12 protein-coding genes are annotated in these 12,866 nt (G+C 65.3%); 3 read left to right on the forward strand and 9 right to left on the reverse strand.

What is annotated here, in order from left to right:
• Nucleotides 1-130 precede the first annotated feature (130 nt).
• Entirely contained in the window at nt 131-1,111 is a 981-nt protein-coding gene (locus RHODMAR_RS18490) for a DoxX family protein (RefSeq protein ID WP_042939830.1), read from the reverse strand.
• Between the two features lie 94 nt (nt 1,112-1,205).
• On the opposite strand from RHODMAR_RS18490, the gene RHODMAR_RS18495 reads away from it, so the two are divergent.
• A complete protein-coding gene (locus RHODMAR_RS18495) occupies nt 1,206-2,354 on the forward strand; it encodes a PQQ-dependent sugar dehydrogenase (RefSeq protein WP_008717456.1) in 1,149 nt (382 codons plus the stop codon).
• A gap of 57 nt (nt 2,355-2,411) precedes the next feature.
• Here the strand turns inward: RHODMAR_RS18495 and gatB are convergent, their stop codons facing one another.
• From gatB to RHODMAR_RS18525, 5 genes are all read right to left on the reverse strand, one after another.
• Nucleotides 2,412-3,923 (reverse strand): Asp-tRNA(Asn)/Glu-tRNA(Gln) amidotransferase subunit GatB, encoded by a 1,512-nt coding sequence (gene gatB / locus RHODMAR_RS18500; RefSeq protein WP_008717459.1) that lies wholly within the window; start codon nt 3,921-3,923, stop codon nt 2,412-2,414.
• A gap of 287 nt (nt 3,924-4,210) precedes the next feature.
• On the reverse strand, nt 4,211-5,242 hold the full coding sequence (locus RHODMAR_RS18510) for an ATP-dependent 6-phosphofructokinase (RefSeq protein WP_008717461.1): 1,032 nt from the start codon (nt 5,240-5,242) through the stop codon (nt 4,211-4,213).
• Between the two features lie 257 nt (nt 5,243-5,499).
• On the reverse strand, nt 5,500-5,841 hold the full coding sequence (locus tag RHODMAR_RS18515) for an HPF/RaiA family ribosome-associated protein (protein WP_008717463.1): 342 nt from the start codon (nt 5,839-5,841) through the stop codon (nt 5,500-5,502).
• Between the two features lie 119 nt (nt 5,842-5,960).
• Nucleotides 5,961-6,623: a response regulator gene (locus tag RHODMAR_RS18520; RefSeq protein WP_008717465.1), complete on the reverse strand. Its 663-nt coding sequence runs from the start codon at nt 6,621-6,623 to the stop codon at nt 5,961-5,963.
• Nucleotides 6,624-6,633: 10 nt separating this feature from the next.
• Nucleotides 6,634-7,869 carry a sensor histidine kinase gene (locus RHODMAR_RS18525; protein WP_442970069.1) on the reverse strand — a complete coding sequence of 412 codons (1,236 nt, stop codon included), beginning with the start codon at nt 7,867-7,869 and terminating at the stop codon, nt 6,634-6,636.
• Between the two features lie 165 nt (nt 7,870-8,034).
• Between RHODMAR_RS18525 and RHODMAR_RS18530 the strand changes: the two genes are divergently transcribed.
• Both RHODMAR_RS18530 and RHODMAR_RS18535 read left to right on the forward strand, forming a co-directional pair.
• Nucleotides 8,035-8,679 (forward strand): hypothetical protein, encoded by a 645-nt coding sequence (locus RHODMAR_RS18530; RefSeq protein ID WP_008717468.1) that lies wholly within the window; start codon nt 8,035-8,037, stop codon nt 8,677-8,679.
• On the forward strand, nt 8,676-10,073 hold the full coding sequence (locus tag RHODMAR_RS18535) for an alpha/beta-hydrolase family protein (RefSeq protein WP_008717471.1): 1,398 nt from the start codon (nt 8,676-8,678) through the stop codon (nt 10,071-10,073). Before RHODMAR_RS18530 ends, RHODMAR_RS18535 begins: the two co-directional genes overlap by 4 nt.
• A 15-nt stretch (nt 10,074-10,088) precedes the next feature.
• On the opposite strand, the gene RHODMAR_RS18540 is transcribed toward RHODMAR_RS18535, so the two are convergent.
• From RHODMAR_RS18540 to gatC, 3 genes are all read right to left on the reverse strand, one after another.
• Nucleotides 10,089-11,171 (reverse strand): alpha/beta hydrolase, encoded by a 1,083-nt coding sequence (locus RHODMAR_RS18540; protein WP_008717472.1) that lies wholly within the window; start codon nt 11,169-11,171, stop codon nt 10,089-10,091.
• A gap of 6 nt (nt 11,172-11,177) precedes the next feature.
• On the reverse strand, nt 11,178-12,650 hold the full coding sequence (gatA, locus tag RHODMAR_RS18545) for an Asp-tRNA(Asn)/Glu-tRNA(Gln) amidotransferase subunit GatA (protein ID WP_008717473.1): 1,473 nt from the start codon (nt 12,648-12,650) through the stop codon (nt 11,178-11,180).
• The coding region (gene gatC / locus RHODMAR_RS18550; RefSeq protein WP_008717474.1) for an Asp-tRNA(Asn)/Glu-tRNA(Gln) amidotransferase subunit GatC at nt 12,647-12,866 on the reverse strand (220 nt) is incomplete at its 5' end. The genes gatC and gatA, both read right to left, overlap by 4 nt.

Raw genomic sequence — 12,866 nt, forward strand, 5'->3', positions numbered from 1 at the left:
CCCAGGTGAGCGGGAGTGCAGCCTGCGGAACGACCCAGGTGAGCGGGAGTGCAGCCTGCGGAACGACCCAGGTGAGTGGAACTTCGTAACCCGTCCCGAAGTTCCACTCACCTCGACCGATGCTCGCCGATCAGCGAACGACGGGATTGGCTCCGTTGAGGAAGATCCAGATGCAGACGCCCGCAGCGATGCCGACGACAAGTGCCAGCAACGATCCGATCCGCGGACGAGTGGCCCAACCGCGACGGCCGTCGAACGCGATCTTTCCCGGTCCCGTGATAATGATCGCGGCCGCGGCGAAGCCGAGCACCGTTTCGTACTCGACGCCGTCGGCGCCGAAGAACTGAAGTCCGGGCTCAGCAGCCTGCTTGAAGCACCAGGCGTTGATGATGGTCGCCAGTACGGCCGCGCCGGCCAACGGCGTTGCCAGACCCAGAATCAACAGTGCCCCGCCGAGAGTTTCTCCGGCCGCAGCCGCGATGGCGAGAATCTCGGAGTACCTGAAGCCCGAGGTCTCCAACAAGGTCTGAAAACCGTCGAGACCCGGCCCGTTCCACAGCCCGACGAGCTTCTGCAGACCGTGGGCCAGGAACACCGCACCTACAGCCACCCGAAGAACGAAAAGGCCCAGATCCGTGCTGCCGCGTCGAGCCGGTACTTCGACGGTCTCGGTGCGCACCTCGGGTGCGGGTGCGGCCGCTGGCGCGGACGCCGCCCCCGCGCCCGCAGAGGAATGAAAGTTCTCGGTGGGGCGATCGGAGTACGCGGCCGAAGACGTCGCGCCGGTGGCCGACGTGCGGTCGGTGGACGACTCGGAGTACGCCGACGGCCGATAGGTCTGCAGCTTCTCGGTGGCCTGTGCATCGGACGATCGGGAATCGGACTGTGCCGAGTGCGGAAAGTCGAGTTCGTCGTCGGTGCGGGGCAACCGGTCCGAGCGCTGGGCTGCGAACGCGGTGGTCGATTCACCGGAGGTCTCGGCTCGATCCGAATCGGACGTATCGGAGGTGGAGCCCGAGGATGGAATCTTTTCGGTGGGATTGTCGTACGGGCTTTCGGCCGGTTCGTACGATTGATCCGGCCGGTTGGGGTCGCGTGGTGTATCGGTCACATCTCCACAGTAGAGGCGATGGATGCCGATCACCCTCGTTCCCGCTCATGGCCGCGTGGCGAGTCTGCGCCACTGCTGACGTAACGTTCGAAAGATGAAGCCGATCGGAGCGTCGTCTCGAACTGCCACTGCAGCTGTCTTCGCTCTGTCGGTGACCGCTGCTCTGCTCGCCGGATGTGCCCGCTTCGACGACTCGAACTCGTCACCGTTCACCCCGGCGCCGGAGGTCGGTGCCGCCGAGCTGAAGCCGACGACCCCCGGCGAGACTCCGCCCCCTTCGGACCCGAACGCTCCGCCTCCCCCATCCGGTCCGTGCGTCGATCCCGACCCGGCCGTGATCGCCACCTGCCTGGACACCACGGGCGGCCTCGTTGCTCTGCCCGACGGTCGGAGCACGCTGGTCGCCGAGCGTCGTACGGGTCGCATCATGGAGGTCGCAGCCGATCGGACCCCGGTCGAGGTGGCCCGGATCGATGTCGATGGCACCGGCGACGGAGGCCTTCTCGACATCGCACTGTCACCGACCTACGCCGAGGACAAATTGCTCTACGCCCTCATCACCACCGCCGCGGACACCAGAGTGGTCCGGCTCGCGCCGGGCGACGTACCCAAGGACATCGTGACCGGCATTCCCCGCGGCGCGACGGGCAATCGTGGGGCGATCGACTTCTACACACCGGGCGAACTGCTCGTCCTCACGGGCGACAACGGCGATCCTGCCGCGGCCGCAAGTCCGGACTCGTTGTCCGGCAAGTTGTTACGAGTCACGTCGTTGTCCCCTACGGCCAATCCCCCACGGCCGCAGATCGCGCTCAGCGGTATCGGGACCGCAGGCGATGTGTGCACCGACGGCAGCGGAAACATCTATGTCACCGACCGCACCGCGATCGAGGACCGCCTGCAGCGAATCGACAAGCTCGGTGCAGTCTTCTCCCCGGTGTGGACGTGGCCGGACCGTCCCGGCGTCGCCGGCTGTGCAGCAGGCGCGAACGGTGTCGCCGTCGCACTCACCACCGCCAAGGCGGTGGCAGCGTTGTCCACGGACCCCAACACCGGTGCCGTCTCGGCCGAACCGACCCTGTTGATCCAGGACAAGTACGGGCAGCTGAACGGCGCAACAGCCTCCTCCGACGGTCAGATCCTCGTCGGCACCGTCAACAAGAACGGAACGAGTGCCGGGCCGACCGACGACCGCGTCGTCAAGGTCCCGTTCCCCGGCGGGGGCGGCGGCGGTATCGACTGACCGAAAGACGACTGCGGCCGAGCGTTCATCACGCTCGGCCGCAGTCGATCTCGATGATCAGGACTGGCCGCATGCCTCCAGCACGAGCTCCTTCACGCGGGCCGCGTCGGCCTGACCGCGCGTAGCCTTCATCACGGCACCGACGATGGCACCGGCGGCCTGAACCTTGCCGCTGCGGATCTTCTCCACCACACCGGGATTGGCCGCAAGCGCCTCGTCGACGGCGGCCTGCAATTTGGTGTCGTCCTTCTCCAACACCAGGTTTCGATCCGACATCACCTGCGCCGGCTCGCCCTCACCTGCCAACACCCCGTCCACCACCTGACGGGCACCGTTGTTGTTGAGTTTGCCGTGGGACACCAAGGCAGCCACTTCCGCCACCTGAGCCGGGGTGATGGACAGGTCGGTCAGCTCCAGGCCGGCGATGTTGGCCTGCTGAGACAGATACGACACCCACCACGACCTCGCTGCCTGCGCCGAGGCACCCGCATCCACCGTTGCCGCGACGAGCTCGAGTGCACCGGAGTTCACCAGATCGCGCATTTCCTCGTCGGATACACCCCAGTCCTTCTGGATTCGCGCGCGGCGCAACCACGGCAGCTCCGGCAACGTCCCACGGAGCTCCTCGATCCAGTCCGCGTCCGGAGCCACCGGTGCAAGATCCGGCTCGGGGAAGTAACGGTAATCCTCCGCAGTCTCCTTCTTACGACCCGCGGTCGTGGTGCCGCCCGCTTCCTGGAAGTGCCGAGTCTCCTGAGTCACCTCTCCGCCGGATTCGAGCACAGCTGCCTGACGGCGCATCTCGTACCGAACGGCAACCTCGACGCTCTTGAGCGAGTTGACGTTCTTCGTCTCGGTACGCGTGCCGAATTCCGTCGCCGTCTTCTCCATCAGGGACACGTTGGCATCGCAGCGCAACGAACCCTGATCCATGCGCACATCGGACACGTTCAACGACTTCAGCAAATCGCGGAGCGCGGTGACATACGCACGCGCGACCTCGGGTGCACGAGCGCCGGTCCCCGTGATCGTCTTCGTCACGATCTCCACCAGCGGCACCCCGGCACGGTTGTAGTCGAGCAGCGAATGCGACGCCCCCTCGATTCGGCCGGTCGCACCGCCGACATGCGTCGACTTGCCGGTGTCCTCCTCCATGTGCGCACGCTCGATCTCGACGCGGAAGGTACTGCCGTCGTCCAGCAGAACATCGAGGTAACCCTCGGTGGCAATGGGTTCGTCGTATTGGGAGATCTGGTAGTTCTTCGGCTGATCCGGGTAGAAGTAGTTCTTGCGAGCGAACCGTCCCCACGGGGTGATCGAGCAATTGAGTGCCAGCCCGATCCGAATGGCCGACTCCACCGCAGCAGAGTTCACCACCGGAAGCGCGCCGGGAAGGCTCAAACACACCGGGCACACCTGGGTGTTCGGCTCTGCACCGAACTCGGTGGGGCAGCCGCAGAACATCTTGGTTGCGGTGCCCAACTCCACGTGGACCTCCATGCCCAACACGGGATCGAACTTGGCGAGCACGTCGTCGTAATCGATCAAATCGACGGTTGCAGCAGTCATGAGGACGAGTTTAGGTCCTGTGGAACGCGCGGGTGACCGCGAGTCCTCACTACCGTCCGCGGGTGACGCACGCCGAAAAGCAGACTCTGTCGATGACCGTGCCGACGACACCGAACATGGCGAATTTTTCCGGCCGGAAGACCTGCCCCGGTTGACCCCGAACACCGACGTCGACGCTCAGCGCTTCGAGGCCGCGCGGCGACGACGCGAGCCACGCCGTGAGACCGAAGAACGCGGGGCCGAGATTCGAGAGGCCGCGAGTCGTATCCGATATCGCGGCCGCCAACTCAGCCGAAGAAGGCGGCGGCGTCGTCGTATCGGGTCTGCGGTACCCGCTTGAGCTGTTTGGTCGCCTCGGCCAGGGACACCAGGCCGATCTCGGTGCCACGCAACGAGACCATCTTGCCGAAGTCACCGGAGTGCGCCGCATCGGTGGCGTTGACGCCGAATCGTGTTGCGAGTACCCGGTCGTACGGCGTCGGCGTGCCACCTCGCTGGACGTGCCCGAGGACCGTGGTGCGCACTTCCTTGTTGATACGACGTTCGATCTCGACGCCGAGTTGGTGGGCCACTCCGGTGAATCGAACGTGGCCGAACTCGTCGATGCCGCCGTCGGTGAGTTTCATCGAATCCTCCAGCGGCTTGGCACCCTCCGCGACGACGCAGATGAAGTGCGAGTCGCCGCGCTGGAAACGCTTGCGCACCAGGGTGCACACTTCCTCGACGTCGAACGGCTGCTCGGGGATGAGCGTCATGTGCGAGCCCGACGCCAGTCCGGCGTGCAGCGCAATCCACCCCGCATGCCGACCCATCACCTCGACGAGCATCACACGCTGGTGAGATTCGGCAGTACTGTGCAGACGGTCGATCGCATCGGTGGCGATCGTCAACGCGGTGTCGAAGCCGAATGTGACGTCGGTGCAGTCGATGTCGTTATCGATCGTTTTGGGCACCCCGACCACCGGGACCCCCTCCTCGGACAGCCACGCAGCGGCAGTGAGGGTTCCTTCGCCACCGATCGGGATCAACACGTCGATGCCGTTGTCTTCCAAAGTCTGCTTGACCCGGTCGAGCCCGGCGCGCAACACATCCGGGTTGGTGCGTGCGGTGCCGAGCATCGTGCCACCCTTGGTGAGCAACCGGTCGTTGCGGTCGTCGTTGCGCAATTGCACCCGACGATCTTCGAGAAGGCCGCGCCATCCGTCCTGAAATCCGACGACAGTGGAGCCGTACCGCGCGTCGGCGGTGCGGACTACAGCGCGAATCACCGCATTGAGCCCTGGGCAATCGCCGCCTCCGGTAAGAACTCCGATGCGCATCGATGTTTGCCTCTCTGACAGGGAGCGAAGCCGGCGGAGCAACCGCAGACCGTTCTATCGGTGAAGCCCGATATCGAATGCCACCCTAATCGCCGACATCGACGTGCGCGCGTCGATACCCACTCGACCGTTTCCCGACACGGCTGGAGTCGGCGCCGTGCGGCTCCCTGTTCGACGCGATCGAGCGAGCGACGCCCCAGGTCGGACATCGGTAGGAACGGGATTGGCCCCGAGCACACCCGACGGCGGGCCGCGCGTCAGCGACCGCGAATGGTCTCGCGGGAGTCCTTGTCGTCGAGCCTGCCGAATTTGTGGGTGAGAAGTGTGTCGAGTTTGTTCAGCGCCTCGGAAAAGGCAGTGGCGATTCGGCCGGTGGACGCGGTGACGGTGACCGGTTCCTGGCCCGCTGGGCGAGCTTCGACCATGCACCGGATGTCGTCGGCGGTCTCCCGGCCCGCGCTCTCGTTGCGAAAGCTGACATCGAGGCGAGTGAGGTGATCGGAGAATCGGTCGAGGGTGTTCACGACGTCACCTTCGATGCGTTCTCTGAGCTGAGCGGTGATGTCGACGTTGTTGTCGGTACGAATGTGGATATCCATGTGCAACGAACTCCTGGGATCGGATGAACTCTCACCCAACCAGGATCGGCACCGGTGCGGCAGTGCCGATGGTCCTCTCCGAAGGGGACCATCGGTATCGAATATCTCGGAAATATCGGTCACTTCGGCGTGACGACGCCGCTCTCGTAGGCCAGCACGACGGCCTGCGCGCGATCGCGCAGCCCGAGCTTGGCGAGGACCTTGCCGACATGGGTTTTCACGGTCTGTTCGGCCAGAAAGAGCGAGCTCGCAATCTCCGAATTCGACATCCCGGTGGCAATGAGTTCGAGGACCTCGCGTTCGCGCGGAGTCAGATCCTTCAACGGCGGCGACATGCGGGCTCGTGCTCCGCGTCGGGCAGTGACATCGGCGATGAGCCGTCTGGTCACCGACGGAGCCAACAGCGCCTCGCCGGCGGCGACGACGCGCACTCCCCGAATCAGTTCCTCGGCCGGCGCATCTTTGAGCAGAAACCCGCTCGCCCCGAGTGCCAGCGCCTCGTAGACGTAGTCGTCGATGTCGAATGTCGTCAGCATCAGAATCCGCACCGGCGACGGAAGCGACGCGGAGAGAATCGCGCGCGCAGCATCGAGTCCGTTCATCTCGGGCATCCGAACGTCCATCAGCACCACATCGGGAAGCAGCCGGGCGACCTCACTGACCGCCGTCCTGCCGTTGTCGGCGTCTCCCACTACCGAGATGTCGGCCTGGGCACCGAGAAGAGCACCGAACCCCTGCCGAACCATTGCTTGGTCGTCGGCGATGAACACCGTGGTAGCCACGCTCGTCAGCCTAGGCGAGATAGTCCGTGACCACCGATGCGGGCGAGATCGGCTTGCCGCGGGGAACGTGCACGGCAACCTCGAATCCGCCATCGGGTAGCCCGGTGGCATGCAGCCAGCCGTGTGCAGCCCTCGCTCGGTCGCGCATGCCGGATATCCCGTGCCCGCCGGTCGATCCAGCGACGAGGGCATCACTCCCGTTCGGCGACGGCGCATTCACCACATTCATCACGACGGTACTCGGGCCGACAGTGACGTCGACGGTCACCGCAGCGCCCGGGGCGTGGCGTGCGGCATTGGACAGCGACTCCTGAAGAATTCGATACATCGCCAACCCTGTTGTATCGGAAACGGATTCGATTGCGCCGGTCACGGTCCAGTGCACGTCCATTCCGGCTTTGCGACTCGCATGGAGAGTGCGTTCGAGGTCGAGTGCATTCGGTGCCGGTGCGTCCTGCCACTGCTGTCCGTCGCTACGAAGCACCCCGAGCATGCCCCTGATCTCGTTCAGCGCTTCGCGTGCTGTCGCCGCGATCGACTCGAATTCCTGCGCTGCCGTGAGAGATACGTCGTCGAGCCGATATTGCGCGCTCTGCGCCTGTACGACCACCATCGACATGTGATGCGCGACGACATCGTGTAGATCGCGAGCGATCTTCGCCTTTTCCTCGAGCACTGTGCGCCGGGTGCGCTCGAGTTCACTGACTTCCTCCTGCTGCGCGAGTTGCCTGCGAGAGAGAACGAGCCAGCGAATCAGCAGCCCGAACACCACGACCGCCGTGAGACCGACCGACCAGCCGACTCCGTCCGAGCCCGGCATGTACGCGAAGAACACCAGCATGCTGGCCACCCAGGCCAGCAGGAGCACCGAGGGTGGCGACCGCAGAGCGACGGCGAACAACAAGGCCAACAGGACGAGAATGTGCACGACCTGCCACGGATAGTCGTAGCCCGAAACACGATCGAACGCTACCGGGATCACCAGAGCCGACAACGCCGAGACGGCCCACCCCAGTGCGGGATTGAGCCGGATGAGAGCGAACGGAAACGCTGCCAGTGCGCTGACGATCGGCAGCAGCGGACCCGAGACGTGATGTGTCACCGGCAATGTAGGCCACGCGATCGAATAGAGCACCGCAGTGATGACCACGATCAGCACATCGACCGAGCGGAATCCGGCGATTCGAGTCGGCACCCGACGCCGCGCCGCTACGGGCTCGAATTCTCCTGATCTCTTCTTTCGCACGCACCGAGCCTAGGGAGTGCAGACCGACGAGGTCGTCATACCTGAGTATCAGATCGATACGGACTTCGGGTATCGGAGCGGGCACCGACCTACCCCCTCCGGCGTTGCAGAACGAGACTTCGGTGCGATGTCCGTTGGGCATGCCGCTCCCTAGCGTCGAATGCCATGAGCAGGAACATCTCTCGCACACTGATATCCCTCGCTGCAGCGGCCGTAGCGGTGACGGCAACCACAGGTGCTGCGTCGCCCCCGCCCGCAACCGATACGACATCGCCCATCGCCGTGGCGGTGCACGCACTCGTCACCGAGCCGGCAAACGCAGCGGCCCTGACCATCCCCCGCGACTTCCCGTCGGTGATGGGATACCGCCCCCGAGTGCAGGACGCCATGGCCGAGAATCCCCGAGGGGACTGTTCATCGCCCGTACCACTGCCGTCGGAATTCGATTCCGCCTGCAAGGCCCACGATCTGGGCTACGACCTCATTCGATATGCCGCCGCGACTGGCACGACAGTGGATCCGCAGTGGCGCAGAGCCATCGATGCCCAGCTGGAAACCCGGATGCATGCCGCCTGCGTCGACCGGACCGACGACGGACCTCGCCAGGTGTGCGACGCCGCCGCATCGGTCGCCGCGACAGCCGTCGACCTGAATTCCTGGCGACAGTCCTTCGGTGCGCCGGTGCCCGAACCTGCCATGCCGTATGTGCTGGTCAGCGCTGTGGTCGCCCTGGTGGCGCTGTCGGCAATGCTGGCGGGCCGGTACCTGCACAGGCGAGTGCTGGTGTCCGCACCGGGCGAGCGCGCATGATCGCGTCGATCACCGGAATCTCCGGGCATGCCGGCTCTGCGCAGACCGACACTGCACCCTCGGTTTCGAGCATCCGACTTCCCCGAATCGAGACTTCCGCCGCGCTCACCTCTGCAGTGCTGGTGTCCTCGGCTCCTGCACTACTCCCCCGGCCTGCCGTCACGCAGGCATTGTTGACCGGCATCTCGATGGCGATCGCGCTCGCCATCGCGTGGTCCGCCCGGCGGGCGATCGGCACCAGGCGGCCCGCTCGGATCCGATATCAGGCGTGGGCAGCGGCAGTGGGGGCCTTGATTTTCGTCGGTGCGGTGTACTCGAATATTCTGTGGCAAAACAGGTTACGTGTCGCAATGGAAGCCGACACAGTGCACTGGAGGTACGCCGCCGACGTCGTGTGCGGAGCGGTCTGCGTCGCCCTTGCCCTGTGCGGACTCGGTCTTGCGGTAGCGAGAATGTGCCGTGTTCTCGGCGGCACCAGATCGGTCATCCTGATCGCGATCGTCGGTGTGCTGTCGTACTACGTGGCCGCACCGGCACTCTGGTCGGCCATGACCGATTCTTTCTCGGTCTCGAACTCGGCGCTGGACGATACGGTAACCGCTCCGATCACGACGACGAGATCAGGAGGCCCGAGCTCGCTCGTGCCGTGGCACACGCTGGGTAGAGAAGGAAGGAAGTTCGTCTCCGGCGGGCTCGACCCCGCGACCGTGCGCATCTATGTGGGGCTCGACTCGGCAGCCGCGCTCGATCGGCGAGTCGAGTTGGCGGTCGCGGACATGGAACGCGCCGGCGCTTTCGAGCGCAGCGTAGTGGTCGTCGCGATCCCCACCGGTTCGGGTTGGGTGGACGAGAATGCCGTCACAGGCGCCGAGAACAGATTCGGCGGCGATGTCGCAACCGTTGCGCTGCAGTACTCGGACAAACCCAGTTGGGCGACGTTCTTGTTCGCCGAGGACGACGCACGCCGCGCGGCGGACGCGCTGGTTCGTGCGGTCGCGACGCGAGCGGCCGAGAAATCGACACAGCCGAGCGTGATCGTGTACGGACAGAGTCTTGGTTCGGTGGCGGGAAGCGCCGCATATCTTTCACTCCGACAGACACATTCGCGCATCTGCGGTGCCGTGTGGGCGGGCCCACCCGCCGGGGCCGTGAACACCGAAAGCTCGACAGTACTGTCCAATTCCTCCGATCCGGTCGCCGCGTGGTCCGCGGAACTGTTGTGGTCGGCTCCGAATCCGGCGACCACCCGCCGCGATGCGCCGACACCGATGTGGCTGCCGATAGTCAGCTTCGTCCAGACATCCGTCGATCTCGCAGCGGCGCTCGATGTCGGCGCCGGTCACGGCCATCGATACGGCACCGACCAAGGCACGGCCATGCCGCGGTGTCGGTGACGATCGAGCGCTCGGTCAGCCGAGCAGCCCCAATCGTCCTCCGAGCCAGTCCATCTCCTGATCCAGTGCCGGAGCCCAGACCTGCATCGAGTGTCCGCCGGGCAGCTCGCTGTAATGCACGTCCAGTCCGTCCGCCGCGGCAGCCTCGAAAGCCCGCTCGGTCTGCGGCCGGAATTCTTCGTCGTCGGAACCGGCGACGAAGGCACCCGCCGAGTCGAGAAAGCGGTTGCGCGACAAAATATTCAACGGCGTGGCGCGTTCGAATCGCGCTTCGTTCGCCGGAGTGTCCGCACCGTATGCCGCTGCCACGGATTCGCTTCGCGTCCCTCGGCGTTGCTCGTCTTCGCCGGAGATGTCGAGAAAAGTCGGGTACACCGACGAGGCCGTCACTGCGAGCTGTAAGGCGCACGTTCCGCCGTAGGAATACCCGCCCACCGCCCATGCCCGCGAATCCGAGGACACGCGGAAATTCGAGCGAACCCAGTCCGGCACATCGACCGACAGGTACGTCGCTGCATTGCCCAGGTCGGAATCCATACACATCGGGTTCGCCTCGGTGTCGCCCAGGCCGTCCGCCACGACGACGATCGGGGCCGCACCGCCGTGCCGTGCCGCGAAAGCATCCATCGTCGCTGCCAGTCGTCCGCCTTCGATCCAGTCGACGACGTGTCCGGGTTGTCCGGTGAGGAGCACCAGTACAGGGAGGTCGTCTGCACCGGCGTCGTACGAGGCCGGAAGATAGATCGTCGCCATCCGCGCTGAGAAGCCCGATACCGTGCCGGGTATCTCGAAGTCGACCAATCTACCGTGCCCCTCGGCCGGCACGACCGGGCGGTGACCGAGTGCGAGCGCCACCGTCGGATACCGCGTCACCGTCAGATTGGTGAGGACGGCTGCCGCCACCAGAAGCGATGCAACCAGGCCGAGGGCACCGAGCGACCCGAACACCGCGCCCACGGTACGACCACGCCGAACTCGCACGCCCGCAGCAACGATCACGGCCGCCGCCAGCAGCGCCGCCGCCGTCACACACACCGTCGGCACGGCACCGGACAGCAACGGCAGATGAGCCAATGCGGCAGCCCCCCGATGCAGCACCTCGAGCTACCTCAGGTCGCCGCGAGCGGCCTCGTACGCGGCACCGATGCGGTAGAGCCGCTCGTCCGCGAACGCGGGAGCCATGATCTGCAGTCCCACCGGCAGACCGTCCTCCGATGCGAGTCCCGATGGAACCGACATCGCGCAGTGACCCGCGAGGTTGGTCGGCAGCGTGCACAGGTCGTTGAGATACATCGCCATCGGATCGCCCACTTTGTCTCCCAACGGAAATGCCGTCGTCGGGGTCGTCGGGGACACCAGCACGTCGACCTTCTCGTATGCAGCATCGAAGTCGCGCGCGATGAGCGTGCGGACCTTCAGGGCCGAACCGTAGTAGGCGTCGTAATACCCGGCCGAAAGGGCGTACGTCCCGATCATGATGCGACGCTTGACCTCCGGCCCGAACCCTTGCGCACGCGTGGTTGCCATCACCTGCTCGGCGCTGTGCTTGCCGTCGTCACCCGCCCGCAGGCCGTATCGCATTCCGTCGAATCGAGCCAGGTTGGACGACACCTCGGACGGGAGAATCAGATAGTAAGCAGCCAACGCATGCACGAAATTGGGGCACGAGACCTCGACGACCTCGGCACCGAGTTCGGTGAGGGTGGCCACCGCGGCATCGAAGGAGGAGATCACTCCGGGCTGATATTTGTCCGAGTGCAATTCCTTGACCACGCCGACACGAACACCCGACAGGTCACCGTGAGCACCCTCCTTCGCCGCAGCGACGACGGGTCGAACTGCCGCATCGACCGATGTGGAGTCCCGCGGGTCGTATCCGGCGATGACCTCGTGCAGCAGTGCGGTATCGAGCACCGTGCGACCACACGGACCACCCTGATCGAGCGAGGACGCGCAGGCAATCAGCCCGTAGCGCGAGACGCTGCCGTAGGTCGGCTTGGTTCCCACCGTGCCGGTCAGGGCTGCGGGCTGGCGAATCGAACCGCCGGTATCGGTCCCGATTGCCAACGGTGCCTGGTAGGAGGCCAGCGCCGCTGCGCTGCCACCACCGGAGCCACCGGGGATCCGGGTGGTGTCCCAGGGGTTCTTGGTCGGTCCGTAGGCCGAGTTCTCGGTCGACGAACCCATCGCGAACTCGTCCATGTTGGTCTTCCCCAACACCGGAATGCCCGCTGCCCGCAGCTTCGAGGTCAGCGTCGCGTCGTACGGCGACATCCACCCGTCGAGAATTTTCGACCCGGCCGTCGTCGGCATGTCCGTGGTGGTGAACACGTCCTTGAGCGCCAGCGGCACTCCGGCCAGAGCCGATGCGGGCGCGTCTCCTGCGGCCAACCCGGTATCGACATCGGTCGCCGCGGCGAGCGCCTCGGCACCGGCGATGTGCAGGAATGCGTGTAGGTCGCCATCGACCTCGGAGATGCGATCGAGGTGCGCCTGGGTCACCTCGACGGCACTGAGCTCACGAGCATGGATACGGGCGGCGAGCTCGGACGCGTCGAGCCTCGTCAAGTCGGTCATTGACTCTCTCCCAGAATCTGCGGCACCGCGAAACGGCCCTCCTCTGCGTTGGGCGCACCGGACAGCGATTGCTCCGGAGTCAGTCCGGCAACGATCACATCGGGGCGCGTCACATTGACGATGTCACTGGGGTTGGCTGTCGGCGGAACGTCGTCCGTCGCTACCTCCGCCACTGCTTTGACGTGGTGAAGAATCGAATCCAACTGGCCGGCGAAC

It is taken from the genome of Rhodococcus sp. AW25M09, assembly GCF_000333955.1.
In the GTDB taxonomy this organism is placed as follows: Bacteria; Actinomycetota; Actinomycetes; order Mycobacteriales; family Mycobacteriaceae; genus Rhodococcoides.